This window comes from Paraburkholderia sp. J11-2 (assembly GCF_905220185.1).
Taxonomy (GTDB): domain Bacteria; phylum Pseudomonadota; class Gammaproteobacteria; order Burkholderiales; family Burkholderiaceae; genus Paraburkholderia.
This window is the reverse complement of sequence record NZ_CAJMYY010000004.1, coordinates 372,552-389,822: the sequence shown is the minus strand read 5'-3', so window position 1 is coordinate 389,822 and position 17,271 is coordinate 372,552. Positions and strand designations below refer to the sequence as shown.

At 66.0% G+C, this 17,271-nt stretch carries 12 protein-coding genes; 5 read left to right on the top strand and 7 right to left on the bottom strand.

What is annotated here, in order from left to right; genetic code table 11:
• Positions 1–34: 34 nt before the first annotated feature.
• The 5 genes from glgX to U5A57_RS08280 all read right to left on the bottom strand — a co-directional run bounded on the left by glgX (position 35) and on the right by U5A57_RS08280 (position 12,486).
• Positions 35–2,254 (bottom strand): glycogen debranching protein GlgX, encoded by a 2,220-nt coding sequence (gene glgX / locus U5A57_RS08300; RefSeq protein ID WP_321909765.1) that lies wholly within the window; start codon positions 2,252–2,254, stop codon positions 35–37.
• 68 nt (positions 2,255–2,322) lie between these two features.
• On the bottom strand, positions 2,323–4,539 hold the full coding sequence (glgB, locus tag U5A57_RS08295) for a 1,4-alpha-glucan branching protein GlgB (RefSeq protein ID WP_321909764.1): 2,217 nt from the start codon (positions 4,537–4,539) through the stop codon (positions 2,323–2,325).
• On the bottom strand, positions 4,532–7,873 hold the full coding sequence (gene treS / locus U5A57_RS08290; RefSeq protein WP_321909864.1) for a maltose alpha-D-glucosyltransferase: 3,342 nt from the start codon (positions 7,871–7,873) through the stop codon (positions 4,532–4,534). Before treS ends, glgB begins: the two co-directional genes overlap by 8 nt.
• A 119-nt stretch (positions 7,874–7,992) precedes the next feature.
• On the bottom strand, positions 7,993–11,496 hold the full coding sequence (locus U5A57_RS08285) for a maltotransferase domain-containing protein (protein WP_321909761.1): 3,504 nt from the start codon (positions 11,494–11,496) through the stop codon (positions 7,993–7,995).
• Positions 11,497–11,829: 333 nt separating this feature from the next.
• Positions 11,830–12,486: a DUF1345 domain-containing protein gene (locus tag U5A57_RS08280; protein WP_321909759.1), complete on the bottom strand. Its 657-nt coding sequence runs from the start codon at positions 12,484–12,486 to the stop codon at positions 11,830–11,832.
• Between the two features lie 278 nt (positions 12,487–12,764).
• Between U5A57_RS08280 and U5A57_RS08275 the strand changes: the two genes are divergently transcribed.
• The 4 genes from U5A57_RS08275 to U5A57_RS08260 all read left to right on the top strand — a co-directional run bounded on the left by U5A57_RS08275 (position 12,765) and on the right by U5A57_RS08260 (position 15,545).
• Positions 12,765–12,998 (top strand): sugar dehydrogenase complex small subunit, encoded by a 234-nt coding sequence (locus U5A57_RS08275; RefSeq protein WP_321909757.1) that lies wholly within the window; start codon positions 12,765–12,767, stop codon positions 12,996–12,998.
• A gap of 116 nt (positions 12,999–13,114) precedes the next feature.
• A complete protein-coding gene (locus tag U5A57_RS08270) occupies positions 13,115–14,434 on the top strand; it encodes a c-type cytochrome (protein WP_321909755.1) in 1,320 nt (439 codons plus the stop codon).
• Positions 14,428–14,613: a cytochrome c gene (locus U5A57_RS08265; RefSeq protein ID WP_321909754.1), complete on the top strand. Its 186-nt coding sequence runs from the start codon at positions 14,428–14,430 to the stop codon at positions 14,611–14,613. The genes U5A57_RS08270 and U5A57_RS08265 overlap by 7 nt, the downstream gene beginning before the upstream one ends.
• 191 nt (positions 14,614–14,804) lie before the next feature.
• A complete protein-coding gene (locus U5A57_RS08260) occupies positions 14,805–15,545 on the top strand; it encodes a metallophosphoesterase (protein WP_321909753.1) in 741 nt (246 codons plus the stop codon).
• A 14-nt stretch (positions 15,546–15,559) separates the two neighbouring features.
• Here U5A57_RS08260 and U5A57_RS08255 read toward each other — a convergent pair whose 3' ends face one another.
• The gene (locus U5A57_RS08255) at positions 15,560–16,261 is read right to left on the bottom strand and encodes an RES family NAD+ phosphorylase (RefSeq protein WP_321909752.1); all 702 of its coding nucleotides are present in this window, start codon (positions 16,259–16,261) and stop codon (positions 15,560–15,562) included.
• Positions 16,258–16,686, bottom strand: coding sequence for an MbcA/ParS/Xre antitoxin family protein (locus U5A57_RS08250; RefSeq protein ID WP_321909749.1), 429 nt, complete (start codon positions 16,684–16,686; stop codon positions 16,258–16,260). Before U5A57_RS08250 ends, U5A57_RS08255 begins: the two co-directional genes overlap by 4 nt.
• Before the next feature lie 102 nt (positions 16,687–16,788).
• Between U5A57_RS08250 and U5A57_RS08245 the strand changes: the two genes are divergently transcribed.
• The gene (locus U5A57_RS08245; protein WP_321909747.1) at positions 16,789–17,265 is read left to right on the top strand and encodes a hypothetical protein; all 477 of its coding nucleotides are present in this window, start codon (positions 16,789–16,791) and stop codon (positions 17,263–17,265) included.
• Positions 17,266–17,271: the final 6 nt, after the last annotated feature.

Genomic DNA, 17,271 nt, shown 5'->3' with positions numbered 1-17,271 from the left:
TGCTTCCTCGTTGCTTGCCTGACTCATCCAGTTTTCATCCGGCCGCGGCTTCGTCCGGGCCCGCGGGGGAGCCCGGCGCAGACGCGCCCGGCGTACGGCGCGGGTCCGGCGTCGGCGTGTCGTCGCGCGCGCCGTGCGGCCGGTGCGCTTCGGCACGCGCCGGACGGGCGCGCAGCACGGCGAGCGCTCGCGCGGCCAGCTCGTACGTCGTGTCGGGCAGCGCGTAGGGCGCCGCATCGGGACGGGCGGTATCGAGCAGCACCTCCCATGCCATGCGCGGCGCGGGCGCGGAGAACGTCACCGCACCCTGCGAAGCGTTCAGCATCATCAACAATACTTCCATTTGGCCGTGGAGTCCCGCTCCTGCGCGCCGCATCGTGAATGCGCTCGCTTCCGGGTCGTGCCAGGCCTCGGGCGAGAGCGGCTCGCCGCGTTCGTCGAACCAGTCGATGTCGTGCACGCCGGGCATCAGTTCGCGCTCGCCAAACAAGAAACGCGTCTCGCGCAGCAGCGGGTGTTCGCGGCGCAGCGCGATCACGCGCGCGGCGAAACGCGTCATGGCCTTGCCCTGGGGCGTGTCGGCGAGCGCCCAGTCGAACCACGAAATATCGTTGTCCTGGCAGTACGCATTGTTGTTGCCGCGCTGCGTGCGGCAGGCCTCGTCGCCCGCGAGCAGCATGGGCGTGCCGAGCGCGATAAGGAGCGTGGCCATCATCGAGCGGGCCACGCGTGCGCGCGTGGCGAGGATGGCCGGGTCGTCGGTGGGGCCTTCCACGCCCCAGTTCGCGCTCCAGTTTTCATTGTGGCCGTCGCGGTTCTCCTCGCCGTTGGCCTCGTTGTGCTTGCGCTCGTATGAAACGAGGTCGGCGAGCGTGAAGCCGTCGTGCGAGGTGACGAAATTGATCGATGCCCACGGCCGGCGTTTGCGTTTGTCGAACAGGTCCGCGCTGCCGGTCAGGCGTGCCGCGAGGTCCGCGCGCTGGCCCGGCGCGCCGCGCCAGTAGCGCCGCACGCTGTCGCGAAAACGGTCGTTCCATTCGGAAAAGCCGGGCGGATGGTTGCCTAGCTGGTAGCCGCCAGGGCCCACGTCCCACGGCTCGGAGATCAGCTTGCATTGCGACAGTACGGGGTCCTGGCGCAGCACGTCGAAGAACCCGCCGTTCGGGTCGAAGCCCCCGTGTTCGCGCCCGAGCGTCACGCCAAGGTCGAAGCGAAAGCCGTCGATGCCGTATGACGTGGCCCAGTGGCGCAGCGAGTCGGCGACCATCTGCAGCACGCGCGGATGCGAAAGGTCGAGCGTGTTGCCGCAGCCCGTGTCGTTGATGAAGTGGCGCTCGTCGCCGGGCACGCAGCGGTAATAGCTGGCGTTGTCGAGGCCGCGCCACGAAACGGTGGGGCCCATTTCGCCGCCTTCGCACGTGTGGTTGTAGACCACGTCGAGAAAGACTTCGATACCCGCCGCATGCAGCTGCCGCACGGCAATGCGCATTTCGTCGGTGCCATAGCCCACCAGGTAGCTGGGCTCGGGCGCGAAGAACGCGGCCGAGTTGTAGCCCCAGTAGTTGCGCAGTCCACGATCGATCAGAAACCGCTCGGAGAGAAACGCGTGCACCGGCAAGATCTCGATGGCCGTCACGCCGAGCTTGTGCAGATGCTCGATGAAACGCGGCGCGGCAAGACCTGCAAACGTGCCGCGCATGTGCGTGCGCAAGTCATGACGCAGCATCGAGAGCCCGCGCAGATGCGCCTCGTAAATCACGGTGTCGCCCCACGGCGTATTGGGCCGCCGGTCGCGCGACCAGTCGAAGTTGTCGTTCACCACGACGCATTTGGGCATGGCGGGCGCGGAATCGCGCCGGTCGATCGAGAGGTCCACGCGGTTCGAATGCGCGCGATAACCGTACAGCGTGTCCGACCAGCGGAACTGGCCGAGGAGTTGCTTCGCGTACGGGTCCAGCAGCAACTTGTGCGGGTTGAAGCGGTGCCCCAGATGCGGTTGATACGCGCCATGCGCGCGCAGGCCATAGACCGTGCCCGGATGGGCTCCAGGAAGATAGCCGTGCCACACCTCGTCGGTACATTCGGGCAGCGTGTAGCGAGTGCGCTCCTTGCGGCCGGTGGGGTCGAAGAGGCACAGCTCGATGCGCCAGGCGTGGGCCGAGAACACGGCGAAGTTGGTGCCAAGGCCGTCCCACGTCGCCCCGAGCGGCCAGGGGGAGCCGGGCAGCAGACGCTCAGGCGGACCGTTTGCCATGACGATGCTCCATGTGTTGTTCTTCGTTTTGCATCGGCTTCCTGATCAAATCCCGCCGCCGCGCAGCCTTATCGGCGCAGACGCAGGATCAGCGTGCCAAGCGGCGGCAGCACGAGCGCGGCCGACTGCGGCTTGCCGTGGCTCGCCACGCCCTCGGTGGCAACGAGACCCCCGTTGCCCATGTTCGAGCCGCCGTACACTTCGGCGTCGGTGTTGAGCGCTTCTTCCCACTGGCCCGGTTGCGGCATGCCGATACGGTAGCCGTGGCGAGGCACCGGTGTGAAGTTGCAGATGACCACGATTTCGCGGCCCGAGCCGTCTACGCGGCGCCACGCGAGCACGCTGTTTTCGTTGTCGTCGGCAACCAGCCACTCGAAGCCGCCGGGTTCCGAGTCGAGCGTGTAGAGCGCGGGTTCGCCCGCGTACAGGCGGTTGAGGTCGCGCACGAGCGTTTGCACGCCGCGGTGCAACGGGTCGTCGAGCAGGTTCCAGTGGGGCGTGCCGTCGTGATCGAATTCGGCCATCTGCCCGAACTCGCCGCCCATGAAGAGCAGTTTCTTGCCGGGGTGCGCCCACATGAAGCCGAAATACGCGCGCAGGTTTGCGAACTTCTGCCAGCGGTCGCCCGGCATCTTGCCGAGCAGCGACCCCTTGCCGTGCACCACCTCGTCATGCGAAAGCGGCAGCACGAAGCGCTCGGACCACGCGTAGACCATCGCGAACGTCATCAGGTGATGGTGATAGCGGCGATAAACGGGGTCTTCCTGCATGTAGTGCAGCGTGTCGTGCATCCAGCCCATGTTCCACTTGAACTGGAAGCCGAGGCCGCCATCCTCGGGGCGTGCCGTGACGCCCGGCCATGCTGTGGATTCCTCAGCAATGGTGATGACGCCCGGGCGCTGCGGAACGTATTGCGTTTCGTGATTGAGGCGCTTGAGGAACGCGATCGATTCGAGATTTTCGCGGCCGCCATAGAGGTTGGGCACCCATTCGCCTTGCGCGCGCGAATAGTCGCGGTAGAGCATCGAGGCGACCGCGTCCACGCGCAGCCCATCCACGTGATAACGCATGAGCCAGGCGAGACCCGACGCGATCAGGAACGCGCTCACCTCGCGGCGTCCCAGGTTGTAGATCATCGTGTTCCAGTCGGGGTGATAGCCCTCGCGCGGGTCGGCGTGCTCGTAGAGCGCCGTGCCGTCGAAATCGACGAGACCGTGCGCGTCATTCGGAAAGTGCGCGGGCACCCAGTCGAGAATCACGCCAAGTCCCGCTTCGTGCGCGCGATCGACGAACGCCGCAAAGTCCACCGGCGCGCCAAGCCGCGCGGTGGGTGCGAACTGCGAAAGCGGCTGATAGCCCCACGAGCCGCCAAACGGATGCTCCGCCACAGGCATCAATTCGATGTGCGTAAAGCCCATGCCCTGCGCGTAGGGGATCAGACGCTCGGCGAGCGCGCTCCAGTCGGGCGCGGGAGCATCGGCGCCTTGTGTGGGCAGCCACGAGGGCGCGTGCACCTCGTAGACCGACATGGCCGCGCGCGCGTTCTGGCGTTCGGCGCGCGTTTGCAGCCACTCCTGATCGCGCCACGCGTAATGGTCGATCGCTTCGACGGGCGCGACGATCGACGCCGTGCCCGGTGGGCATTCCGTCTGCAGCGCGCAGGGGTCGGCCTTGAGCGGGAGGACGACGCCGCGCGCACCAAGGATCTCGTACTTGTAGCGCGCGCCGGGGGCTACACGGGGAATGAAAAGCTCCCATACGCCCGCTTCGTGGCGCAGCCGCATGGGGTGACGCCGCCCATCCCACGCGTTGAAGTCGCCCACCACGGAAACGCGCTTCGCATTCGGCGCCCAGACCGCGAAGCGCACGCCGGGCACACCGTCGCACGTCAAGGGCCGCGCGCCTAGACATTCGAGCACCGCGTAGGGGTCGCCGTCGGCGAGACGCACGAGCGCTTCGTGCGAGAGTTGCGGTGCAAAAGAATAGGTATCCTCTATTTCCTGACTTACGCCGTGCCAGTCGACCACGAGACGGTACGGCACCGCCTCTGCGAGCGGCCCTGCATAGAGTCCTGCCGGATGCACGAGCGACAGTTCGCCGAGCGTATGGGCGCGGTCGCGCGCCACCACGCTCGCGCCCGAGGCGTTTGGCAGCCACGCGCGCACGTAGGGCGCGCCGTCCACCCAGTGCAGCCCGAGCACGGCGAAAGGATCGGCGTGGCAGGCGCCGGCGAGTGCGTCGGCGTCGTGCGGATTCAGGCCGGCTTGGGGCGCGCGGTCAACCATGGCCACCTCCGCCGCCATGCGATTGCGTGTGCTGCGTGGACTGCGTGGGCGTGAGTCCGAGCACGCGCGCCGCCAGCGCGGCGAGGCCGCGCACCGGCAGTGCGAGCCAGGTGGGGCGGTTCGCCGCCTCGTAGCGGATTTCGTACGCCGCCTTCTCGATCAGGAACAGGTCGAGCAACGCCTGCTCCTGCGAAGCGCTCACGAGCGTGAGCGGACCTTCGGCGACGGCCGCGCGGTATTGGCTCAAGAACGCTTCCGCCGCGTAGCCGCGGAAGCGCTCGAAGAGGGCGCGCTTGCGATCGACGACTTGCTGCGGCGCGTTTTCGAGCGTCGATTGCGCTGCCGCGCCCGCGTACGAGAGCGAGCGCAGCAGGCCCGCCACGTCGCGCAGCGGCGAGGTCTTCGCGCGCCGGTATTCGAGCGCGCGCGCGGGCTCGCCTTCGAAGTCGATCAAATAGGCGTCGCCCTGCGAAAGCAGGACTTGGCCCAGGTGGAAATCGCCGTGGATGCGAATGCGTACGGCCTTCGTGTCGTCCGGCACGAGTTCGTCGACTTTCGCGACGAGCGCCTTGCGGCGATCGATCAGGCTGCGCGCGAGGTCGCGGGCGTCTTCATCGAGCGTCTGTTCGTCCTCGCCCGTATGCCGCGCGACGATGTCGAGCGCTTCGTTGAGCATGGTCTTCGTGTCGGCAACCCACGCACGCACGTCGCCGGGCGTGGCGGCAACGGGTGAGAAGGCTTCATCGTCGCTGGGCCGCGAGAGTAACGCATGCAGTTCGCCGAGACGCTTGCCAATGGCGCCGATCACCGTGCAGTAGCCTTGCACGGCTTCTTCCTCGTGTGCCTGATCGACGCTCGTGTCGTCGTCCATGGCGAGCGCGAGTTCGTCGATCGTGCGGCGCAGATAGTCGAGCGCCCAGTCCCACGCGTTGCCCTGGTTGTCGATGAAACCCTGCACGATGATGAGCGTGTGCGGCACCCCAGCAGGGTCGACGCGCACCACTTCACCATAAAGCGGCGCCGTGTTCGCGTAGCCGAGTTTCGTGAGGTAGCGGCTCATTTCCGCTTCGGGGTGCACGCCCGCCATCAGCCGGCGCACGATCTTGAGCACGAGGGTTTCGGCGATCACGAGCGAGCTGTTGCTCTGCTCAGCGGCGAGCCAGCGTACTTCCGGCGTGTCGCCCAGGTCCAGTTCGTCGAGGCGTTCTGTCGGCTCGAAGCGGATGGTGCTCTGCTGCACGGTGGGCACCGCGGCGCGCTCGCGCAGCTTGCGCAGCACGCCATAGGCGAACCACGGCAGCGAGAACGCGTCGGTCAAATAGCCCACGGTGCGGCCGCGCCGCACGCGCGAGAGCGCGAGCTGTATGTGCAGCGGCGTGGTGATCTCGGTGCCCCACGTGATGGCGATGGGGAGTACATAGCGTTCGCTCGTGCCATCCGCGAGTTCCGCTTCGATTTCCGTGAACGCGAAGCCCGCGCCGTAGATCGTCGTCAGTGCCGCGAGGCGCACGGCGCGCAGCGGCTTGTCCTTCGAGGCGAACCAGCGGCGCCGCGAGAGCCACGACGGCAGCACTTCGGATTCGAGCAGCCGCACGTTTTCAGGCGTCGCGCCCGCCTGGCCTTCACGCAGCACCACCGTCACGAACTCGGGCAATTGCTCGGAGGTCGGCTGGCTCCAGGAAGGCCGCTGATCGCCGGCGCTCAGGAGGAACCACAGGAAGCCGTAGGGCGGGAAGGTCAGCAGATAGGGGAGCTGACCAACGGCCGGGAACACGGAATCCGCCGTCATTTCCACGGGGGACATGCCTGCGAATTCGGAAAGATCGAGCTCCACCGCCTGCGGCGCGCGCGAGAGATTCGCCACGCACAGGATCGGCGCTTCACCGGGCATTTCGCGCAGGTACGCGAGAATCTTGCGGTTTGCGGGGCGCAAGAAGCGGATCGCGCCGCGGCCGAACGCCTGCCTGGCCCGGCGCGTGGCGAGCATGCGACGCGTCCAGTTGAGCAGCGAATGCGGATCGCGGCTTTGCGCTTCGACGTTGATGGCGTCATAGCCGTAGAGCGAGCCCATGAGCGGCGGCAGCACGAGCTGTTCGGGATCGGCGCGCGAGAAGCCGCCGTTGCGGTCCGACGACCACTGCATCGGCGTGCGTACGCCGTCGCGGTCGCCCAGGTGAATGTTGTCGCCCATGCCGAGTTCGTCGCCGTAATAGATCACCGGCGTGCCGGGCATGGAGAGCAGCAGCGAGTTGATGAGTTCGATGCGGCGGCGGTCGCGTTCCATGAGCGGCGCGAGGCGCCGGCGAATGCCGAGATTCAGGCGCGCGCGGCGGTCGCTCGCGTAGGTGTTCCAGAGGTAATCGCGCTCGGAGTCAGTGACCATTTCGAGCGTGAGTTCGTCGTGATTGCGCAGGAAGATCGCCCACTGGCAGGTTGGCAGCAAGTCGGGCGTCTGCTTCATGATGTCGAGGATCGGGAAGCGGTCCTCGCTCGCAATCGCCATATAGAGGCGCGGCATGAGCGGGAAGTGGAACGCCATATGGCATTCGTCTTCGTTACCGAAGTACTCCTGCACATCTTCCGGCCACTGGTTTGCCTCGGCCAGCAGCATGCGGTTCGGGTAGTGCTCGTCGATTGCCGCGCGGATGCGCTTCAGAATACCGTGCGTTTCGGGCAGGTTCTCGTTGTTCGTGCCTTCACGCTCCACGAGGTAAGGCACGGCGTCCAGACGCAGCCCGTCTATGCCCATGTCGAGCCAGAAACGCATGACCTGCAGCACTTCGCGCAGCACGGCCGGATTGTCGAAGTTCAGGTCGGGCTGGTGCGAATAGAAGCGGTGCCAGTAATACGCGCCAGCCACGGGGTCGTGCGTCCAGTTCGACGCTTCCGTGTCGATGAAGATGATGCGCGTACCCTGGTACTTTTGGTCGGTGTCGGACCACACGTAGTAGTTGCGATGATTCGAGCCGGGCTTCGCGCGGCGCGCGCGCTGGAACCACGGATGCTGGTCCGAGGTATGGTTGATGACCAGTTCGGTGATCACGCGGATGCCGCGCGCGTGCGCTTCCTGAATGAAGCGGCGCACGTCGGCGAGTTGCCCGTAGTCCGGGTGCACGTTGCGATAGTCGGCAATGTCGTAGCCGTCGTCGCGGCGCGGCGAGGGGTAGAACGGCAGCAGCCAGATGGCCGTCACGCCCAGGCCGGCAATGTAGTCGAGCTTCGCGAGCAGGCCGGGGAAATCGCCTACGCCGTCGTTGTTCGAATCGAAGAACGACTTCACGTGCACCTGGTAGATGATCGCGTCCTTGTACCAGAGCGGGTCGTCGGAAAGCATCGACGGCTTGCCGCGCTGTTGCGCGGCGCGTTCCTCGTGGTGCGGGTCTTGTGCGGTCGAGTCTCGCGTGACGGTCTGCACGTTGGTTGCCACAGGCTCGTGCGTAGCGGGGTCGCGTTTCATGTCGCTCCTCCGGGCGGGAAGTCGGCGTCGAGTTCGGGATGGCCCTCGATGTGCTCATCGTATTCAGCAGCATGTTCGGGCAGCGGTTCTTCGCGCGGCAGGCCCTTCGCGGGCTCGATACGCCAGATCGCGAATGGGCGCGCATGCGGGTCGAGCCGCACGTGCTGCCAGCGCCCGTGCCACTCGAAGCGCTCGCCCGTCATTTCGTCGACGACGCTGAGCGCCGCGTGGTCGTCGAGGTGCCAGCGCTGGAACGTCGCCCACGAGAGTTCGAAGTCGGCGCCCTGCTCGCTGAAGGCGTCGAGATTGATGGCCACGACGATCACGTTGTCGCGCGCGGGCGTGGCCTTCTCGAAGCAGAGCAGCGAGTCGTTGCGCGCGTCGAGGAACGTGATGCCAAGATGGGTTTGCAGCGCAGGGTTGGCGCGCCGTATGCGATTGAGTTCGGCGAGCTCCGCGACGATATTGCCGGGGCGATGCCAGTCCCAGGCGCGCAACTGATATTTTTCGGAGTCCAGATATTCCTCCGAATTGGGCAGCGCGCGTCCTTCGCACAGTTCGAAGCCGCAATACACGCCCCACAGCCCCGAAAGCGTCGCAGCCAGCGCTGCGCGAATCAGAAAGCTCGAGCGCGCGCCGGTCTGCAAATGGCGCGGATTGATGTCGGGCGTGTTGACGAAGAAGTTCGGCCGATAGAAGTCGCGCACGTCGGTTTGCGTGAGTTCCGTGAGGTACTCCGTGAAATCGCGCTTCGATTCGCGCCACGTGAAGTAGGTGTACGACTGCGAGAAGCCGAGCTTGGCGAGCCGGTACATGAGGCGCGGCCGCGTGAAGGCTTCGGAGAGGAAGATCACGTCGGGGTGGCGCCCGCGCACGTCGGCGATCATCCATTCCCAGAACGGCAGCGGCTTCGTGTGCGGGTTGTCCACGCGGAAAATGCGTACGCCGGTGTCCACCCAGAACAGAATTGCGTCGCGCAGCGCGAGCCACAAATCGGGCTTCGCGTCGTGCGCGTAGAACTCGGGGTTCACGATGTCCTGATACTTCTTCGGCGGGTTTTCGGCGTAGCGCAGCGTGCCGTCGGGCCGCCATGCGAACCAGGTGGGATGCGCCTTCAACCACGGGTGATCCGGCGAGCATTGAATCGCGAAATCGAGTGCGATTTCGAGGCCTTGTTCGTGCGCCGCGGCGAGCATGCGGCAGAAGTCCTCGAGCGTGCCCAGTTGCGGATGCACGGCGGTATGGCCGCCTTCGGCCGCGCCGATTGCGTAGGGGCTGCCCACGTCGCCGGGCTGCGCGTTGAGCGAGTTGTTGCGCCCTTTGCGGTTGGCGAGGCCGATGGGGTGGATCGGCGGGAAGTACAGCACGTCGAAGCCCATTTCGCGAATGCGCGGCATCTTCGCGATCACGTCGTCGAAGGTGCCGTGGCGCGATTCGTCGTCGCTCATCGAGCGCGGGAAGATTTCGTACCAGCTTGCGAAGCGCGCCGCTGTGCGCTCCACCTCCACGCGACCCACGATCGTGTCGCGCGAAAGGAACGGGCGGTGGTGCGCGGCGCGCACCGCGGCCGCCGTGGAAGGCGCGGCGATGATCGCGCAACGTGTTTCGGTGTCCGCAGCAATAAAGCGCTTGACGATGGCATCGAGTGTTTCGTTGATGCGCTTCTGGTCGTCGTCGCCCGTGCCCGATGTTTCGGCCGTGGCGAGCACGAGAGCGAACAGGCGGCTCGCTTCCTCCAGCTCCAGATCGACAGGCTGGTTCGCCACGCGCTTCTTGTGCAGATGTTCGGCGAGCGAGGCGAAGTCGTCGCGCCACGCAATCACGACATATTCGTAGCGTCCCACGCGATCGAGCGGAATGTGGCCCGCCCACAGGTCGGTGCCGGCGGGCGGCACGGGCGTCATGGCCGACTCGTGCCACGCGGTTTCGTCGGCGGCGCGCCAGAGCACGGCGGCGTCGATGCGGTCGTGGCCCTCGGCAAAGATCGCCGCGCGCACTTCGCAGCGTTCGCCCACGGTGCGCTTCGCGGCGAAGCGGCCGTGATCGACCGAGGGCTGTGTGCTCTCGATTGCGATGCGGGGCGCGGCGATCGCCTCGAGCACGCTCTTGTGGCCGCTCGTTGCCGTCTTGCCGCGATCTTCGGGCGGCGCGAGCACCACGAGCGGGCTCGCGAGCGTGCGGAAGATCCAGCATGCGCCCGCGGGCAGCGCGAACGTGTCGGGGATCGCGCTCGCGTCGCGCGACGCGGGCAGGCGCGCGCCGCGCAGTGTTTCGGCATCGAGCGGCGCGAAGCGCGTGAACCCGCCGGGCACGCCGTCGAGCAGGCGTGAGAGATCCACACGCACAGGCGCGGCAAGCGCGGGATTGATGAGCGTAAGCGTGGCGTCGCCCGCGTCGCGCAGGTCCGCACGGTCGCCGCGCAGGAGCGCCGCGACGCTGGCCCCCGGGCCATTGAGCGCGCGCAGCTCGCCGTTGGTTTGCAGTGTCCACGTTTCGCGTTGCAGCGCGTTGGCGTGCGCGACATCGGCGCTCAGATCGAAGGGTGCGCGCGCTTTCGCGGCTTCCCACGCCTGCGCGCTGTTGCCGCTGTGCGCGGTCGCTTCGTCCACGCCGTATTCGAAGCCCATCGGCATGAGCCAGCCGGTTCCGAGCGCGGCGGATGCGCGCAACATGCGGCGATACGCGCGTTCGACGGCGCGCGCATCGGCGGCGCCTTCCTGGTCGTGCGCGTAGCGTGCGCCATAGGGCGCTTCTGGAAACGATATCGGCGAGCCCACGCGGCGCAACGCGGCGTGCTCCTCGACCATCCAGCTCGACGAAAAGTCCCACCAGCGCAGCGAGGAAAAGGCTGCGTCGAAGCCTGCACCTTCGAGGTGCGCGAGCACCTCACGCGGCAGGCCGGGTGTCGCGGCTAGCCAGCGCGTTTGTGGAAAGCGTGCGCGTACGGCATCGAAAATCGCGCGCAGCACATGGGGCGGCGTGCGGTGCGGCGAGTCCACGCGAAAGCCGCCGACGCCCGCTTCGACGAGCGCGGTGGCGCGCGCGGTCCACCATGCAATGAGCGGTGCGCTCGCGCGCTCGAAATCGGCATAGGCGACGTTGGCTTCGCGATGGCCGTGGCGTGGGTCGAGGCGCGCGTCTTCGGGCTCGAAGGGGTGGAACCACTCAGGATGCGCGCCGTAGAGCGCACCGTCGGCGGCGCTGCGGTCGAGCACGAGATCCGCGAGCAGCGTGACGCCGCGCGATTGCGCCGCGAGGGCGAGTTCGCGCATGGCATCGTCGACGCAAAGCGGGGAGCCGAAGGCCGCGTGCAGGCGCGTATGGTCGGCGACGATGCGGTCGTCGCCCGACGCGCCCGCGGCGAACAGCGCGCCGATCAGGACGTGATCGAAGCCCAGCGACGCCGCGCGGGCGATGTGGGCCGGCCACGCGTCGAGGGGTCCTGCAAGGACGGAATGGACGAAGTAGATCCGCGGCGCATAGGCGTGGGGAGGTTCCATCGGTCGTATTCCAGGTACGTCAGGCGAAGGGGATGCACGACGGGGTGAGCCGCAATGCGATCGCGCCGCCCGGGGGCTGCCGGAGCGTGCCGCGCTGCGCGTGTGGACAGGCACCTGTTCAGAGTAGTGCAAGAGCAGGCCGGAACCAAACCGCTTGCGCCGCGTGGCGACTTGCGGGGAAGGGCAGCAAGGCACATGCCCATGATGCATGAGGGCGCGCGCCGCTGCGCGCAGATGGACATTCGCAGGGTCCTGGACGCAAGGACAGGCGAATCGACAGGAGAAACCGGCGTGGATTGCCGGTATCCTTTGCACCGGCGAAAAAAGGAAGGCTTAGCTACCGACCATGCTCGCGGCGATGTTCACGCATAGCCCTAGCACAGAAACGTTGAAATAGAACGACAAAATCGATTGCGCAAGGACACCGCGCCGCGCGCTGCGCCCGCGCAGGCCGATATCGGCGGTTTGAGAGGCGCACGCGATGGTGAACGAAAAGTACAGAAAGTCCCAGTAATTCGGCGTGAGTTTTTTGTCGGGAAACACGAGGGCGGGCTCGTTGGGATCGGAGCCGTAGTAAAGGCGCGCGTAGTGCAGCGTGAAGATCGTGGGAATGAGAAACCACGCTCCGATGAGCGTTGCGCCTGTGAGCAGCGAATGCAGCACTTTCGAGGCCGTGCCGAGTTCTTTCGTCGTGCCCAGTTCGATGACGATGGCGACGATGCTCGCGACCGTGGCCGTGCAGATCAGGAACAGCACGGTGCCCGCGTTCTGGTCTTCGCGGCGGGCATTCGCGCGCACGCTCTCTTCGTTTGCGAACACCATGTGCAGCCAGATCAGCACAAGGTAGGTCCACACCGTGGCGTCCCAGCCTAGCAACACGCGCGCCGAAGTGCGGATCGAGGCGGGCGCGAACGTGCCGAGCACGATGCCCACGGCGATGGCGATCATCATGTGCGGCCGGTTGCGCAGCACCTGCGGGATGAGCTTCATGGCGTGACGCGCGAAGGGAGCGGGGTGATGAACGATTGCGGCGATTCTACCGTGCGAGGCCTCGAGCGGTGGCGCGCTGTTATGCCCGGCATGCAAGCTTTCGGTTTGTCTTATCGGGCCATAACCGGCTATATTGCTTGCGCAACGCGGCAGGGTGCTTTCGAAATCAGCGCAACGACCGGTGCATATGCAGTGATCCGCGTTCAATGACGATAGCAAACGTTTTTGTCGTTGCCAGGCATCAAACGTCGCCCCTCGGGCGGCAAGGTCATGGCGGCGTGCCCTCCGATACCGTGACCGCTGCGCTCAAGACCGATCAGCCGGAACTCGCCTCGATGGTGGGCGACGTCATGCGCGCGTGGTATCTCGGTCTCGTGGGCGAGACGCCGAACGTGCAGGTGGCGGCCTTCGAAAAGGCGTTGATGTTCGACCCGGTCGACGACGTGCTCACGATTGCTTCGTATTGCCGCGACGTGTCGTTCTACAGGACGCACAAACCCGCTGGCGAATAGCGGAACAAGAAGCGAAACAACAAGCGCGCATATAGCGGATCGCGCCAGGTCCCCACAACGAAAGCCAACGGTAGAGGTCGACAACGTATGCGCAGATCGCGCAGCTTTTCGGCGGCATGGACATTGCGCTCGACGACACCTTCGCGCTCAACCATCACATCATGGGCACGACGATCATGGGCTGCGCCACGAGCTCTGAAGCGAGCCAGACGATGAAAATAGCGAAGTCCCCCGCCACGGCCACCGCCAATCACGAGCGAGAGAGACGCGCGCGTGCCGCCATCGCGGCCGCGCTTTTCTGTGCCTTTGCGCTTTATATCGCGTGGCATGCGTCGCACGAATCGCAAACGCGTCCCATCGACGAACTGCCGATGTCTACGGCGCGCGGCGATGATACTTCCATACCGAATGCGGACGTGGACAAGTCCGACCTCATCAAGCGCGGCGCCTATCTCACGCGCGTAGGCGATTGCGCCGCGTGTCATACCGCCGACCCAGGCCGCCCCTTTGCGGGCGGGCGGTCCATCAGCACGCCGTTTGGAAAAATCTACACGCCGAACATCACGCCGGACCCCGACACCGGCATCGGCCAATGGAGCGATACCGACTTCGTGCGCGCGCTGCACGAAGGCATCGGCAAAGCCGGCGAGCGGCTCTATCCCGCGTTCCCTTACGTCGAATTCACGCGCATGACCGAGCAGGACATGCTCGCGATTCGCGCGTATCTGAACACGCTCGCGCCGGTGCACTACAGGCCGCCCGCGAATGAGCTGCGCTTTCCGTTCAACCAGCGCTGGCTGATGATCGTGTGGAATCTCTTCAACTTCAACGAAGGCCGCTTCGTGCCGGACCCGAAGCAAAGCCCGCAATACAACCGCGGCGCCTATCTCGTCGAAGGCCTTGCGCATTGCGAGGCGTGCCACACGCCGCGCAATTTCATGCAGGGCCTCAAGACGACCGAGCGCTTCTCGGGCGCAACGCAGGCGGGCTGGCAGGCGTACAACATCACGCCCGACCGCACGAGCGGCATTGGCAACTGGAGCGACGACGCGCTGATCGCCTACCTTTCCACGGGCATCGCCGCGGGCCACGCGAGCGCAGCGGGCCCGATGGCAGATGTTGTCCAGCATTCGACGCAATATCTGAAGTACGAAGACTTGCGCTCGATCGTGGCGTATCTGCGTGCGCTGCCGCCGGTTTCGGGCGGCGTGACGCGGCCGCGCGATGCGTGGGGCATGCCGGCCGCGGACGATGTCACCGCGCTGCGCGGCACGGCCGTCGCCACCGTCAACGGCCTGCAGCTATTCATGGCGAACTGCGCGAACTGCCACCGCTGGACCGGCGAGGGCGTGGGGGAAACGCGCTGGGAGCGTTTCCATCGCCCATTCACAACAGTGTGGTGGGCTCGCCGAGCCCGGACAACCTCGCGATGGTGATCCTGCACGGCGTGAGGCGCCAAACGAAGGACAGTGATGTGCTGATGCCGGCGTTCGCCGATGAATTGAATAACGAACAGGTGGTGGCCATTTCCAACTACGTGACGAAGCGGTTCGGCAATCCGCAGGCCATGCTCACGGCCGATCAGGTCGCGGCGCTGCGCGCTCAGCCCCAGTAATTCCGCGTGGCGCCGGGACTTTGCGCCACGCGCGCGGTGGCGGCAACACCAGCGACGGCCACATGCGCGTATGCTGTCAGTGCAGGCACGCCGCTTGCGTGCAGTCTGCCTCATGACGCGCCCCTCGCAATCGATGTCGAAACGATATTTGGCGCTCATATGGCCCACTCACACAGCACTATGATGAAGTAATGACGCATACACCTGACGCTCTCGTGCAGCACCATGCCGCCAACCTTGCAGGTCGCGATTTCGTTGTAGGCGACTTGCATGGTTGCGTGGAGGCGTTGCGCTATCTTTTGCGCGAAGTGGAGTTCGACACGGCGCGGGACCGGCTGTTTTCGGTGGGTGATCTCGTTGACCGGGGCGAACGCGAGCAGTGCGAACAGGCGCTCGCGTTGCTCGATAAACCATGGTTCTACGCCGTGCTCGGCAATCACGAAGACGCGTTGTGCGCCGTGGCCGAAGGGCGTATGCCGCGCAATCGCTGGTATGGCATCGGCGGCGGCTGGGCGCAGAGCGTGCCTGACGCCGAACTCGTGAAGTATGCGCACCGGCTGCGTCAATTGCCGCTGGCACGCGTGGTGGGTGAAGGCGAAAAGCGCTTCAACATCATTCACGCAGAATTTTTCGGCGACGATGCTGCACTCGACAGCGGCCAGTTCAATTCCGAAGTGCGCGAGCGCATGCTGTGGGGACGCGATCTCGTGCTCGGCACTGGCGATCCGGCGCGCCACGCGCTCTCGCTCACGTTCTGCGGGCATACGCCGGTGCGTGAAGTGCGGCAGATCGGCTCGCAGGTGTTCATCGACACCGGCGCGTTCATTACCGAAGGACGCCTTACCATGGTCGAGGCGCTCACGTCGCGCATCTGGTCGGTCTCGCAGGTCGAAGCGCTCGCACACGGCGCGGCCGCGATCGTGCTGCCCTGAGGCTTGCCTTCGGGCTACACGATGCGGTTCAACTCGAACACCATGTCGATGATGTGCCCATTCCAGTTGTATTCCAGATACGCCGCGTGATGGCACGCGCGCAACAGCGTCGTGCTGAGCGCGGCGAGGCATTCGCCGTCCTCGTCGCGCACCGACGGATACGCAATGCCGGGCGCACGCGCCTCGCGGGCGGCGCGGCCTAGCGCCTGGCCGGCTGTGTAGTCGTCGGGCGAGAGCACGCTCGGGTCGAGCGCGGGGTCGCCGCGCAAATCGATCACCTCGCCCTGCGCCATCACTGTGTAGAGCCGCATTTGCTGCCGGATGGGCGGCTCATTCGTGGCCGCAAGAAAAAGCGCCGAGTGATAGCGTGTTTCCGCTACGGCGGTGGCACGCGAGCGCGCGCAGTAGAACACGCCGTAGGTGCCGTCGGAAAAACGGCTGCCCTGCGGATTCAGATGCGTGAAGGCCGCCATGATCGGGCCATAGCCCGGGCCGAAGCGGCGTTCCTCGCGTGGCACGAGGTCGAGGTCGCCGGTTTCGGTGCGCAGGCGGTCGTTGGTGAGCGCTTCGAGCGCATAGAGCGCCTCGAAGTCCTCGACAGAGGCCACGCGGTCGAACAGGTTCACGGCCGGAAAACGAGTGGGAATCACCCTGAACGCGGGTGACCAGGTGAGCTGCGCGCTGCGCCAGCGGTCTTGCCAGTTCGATTGCGTCACGCCCAGCCGCCTCGCATTGCGTCGAGATACTGGCGCACCGCCACGAGGTCGCTGACATTGCCGGCCAGCATGCGGTCAAGCGCGCGCCGGCCGCCAAAGGGCGGCGCGCTGTTGGGGCGCTTGATCCAGGTGTCGGCGGAGGTGGGTTGGGGCAGGAGAATCTGCAGCGCCTTATAGATGCCGAGTAGCAGCGAAAGGCGTTCGAGTGTGTCGCGGCCAAGCCGGGCGGTTTGCGGGGACTGCTTCCACTTGAAGAACGTGGATCGGCCCGGCGAGCCGAGCAGAGTAATCTGCTCTTCGGCGCTCAGGTCCCAGTCGCTCGCAATTCGGAAGAATGCCCTGAGCCCCGCCGCCGACATTTCGGTGAGCGATGGCTCGGCGCCGGGGCGGCGCGACGGCGTAACGGAGGCAGTGGCAGGTGGCATGGTGGTCGAGTCCCGAAATGAACTTTTAGTTGATATTAGTCCATATGTAGATTATTGCAAGTTTTGACTCGGTATAATCCTCGCCGGACATCGAGACGGCATATGGGGAGAGACGAGGTGCGGGCAGGCGTATTGATGGTTGCGGCAATGATGCTTGCCGCGCCGGTGTGGGCATCGGGGCAGGCGAAAACGGCAGGGGCGCATGGGGCGCACGCATCCAAAGCGCGCGGCGCGCATGGTGCTGGGGCTTCGCACACGACTGGACGCTCTACACATGTAGGCGCTTCCGCGCATGCGAGCGCCCCGCACCACGCCGTGAAGGCCGGCAAGCCATCGCACGATAAGGGTCACACCGCGGCGCAGCGGCATACGCCCGGTGACGTCCATGCGGCGGCACGAACGCATCATCCGGCTTCTGGCGCGGCACCCGCGCCCAAAACGGTCACGCAAAAGCGGCCCGCGCCGAAGCCGGCCGCGGTGCGTCCCGCGCCGCATCGCAAGCTCGTGGTGGATGCGCCGCCGCCGCACATCCAGCGCGCGATTCCCGCGCCGCACGCACTGCCGCCCATCCTGAGCTGAGAGTGG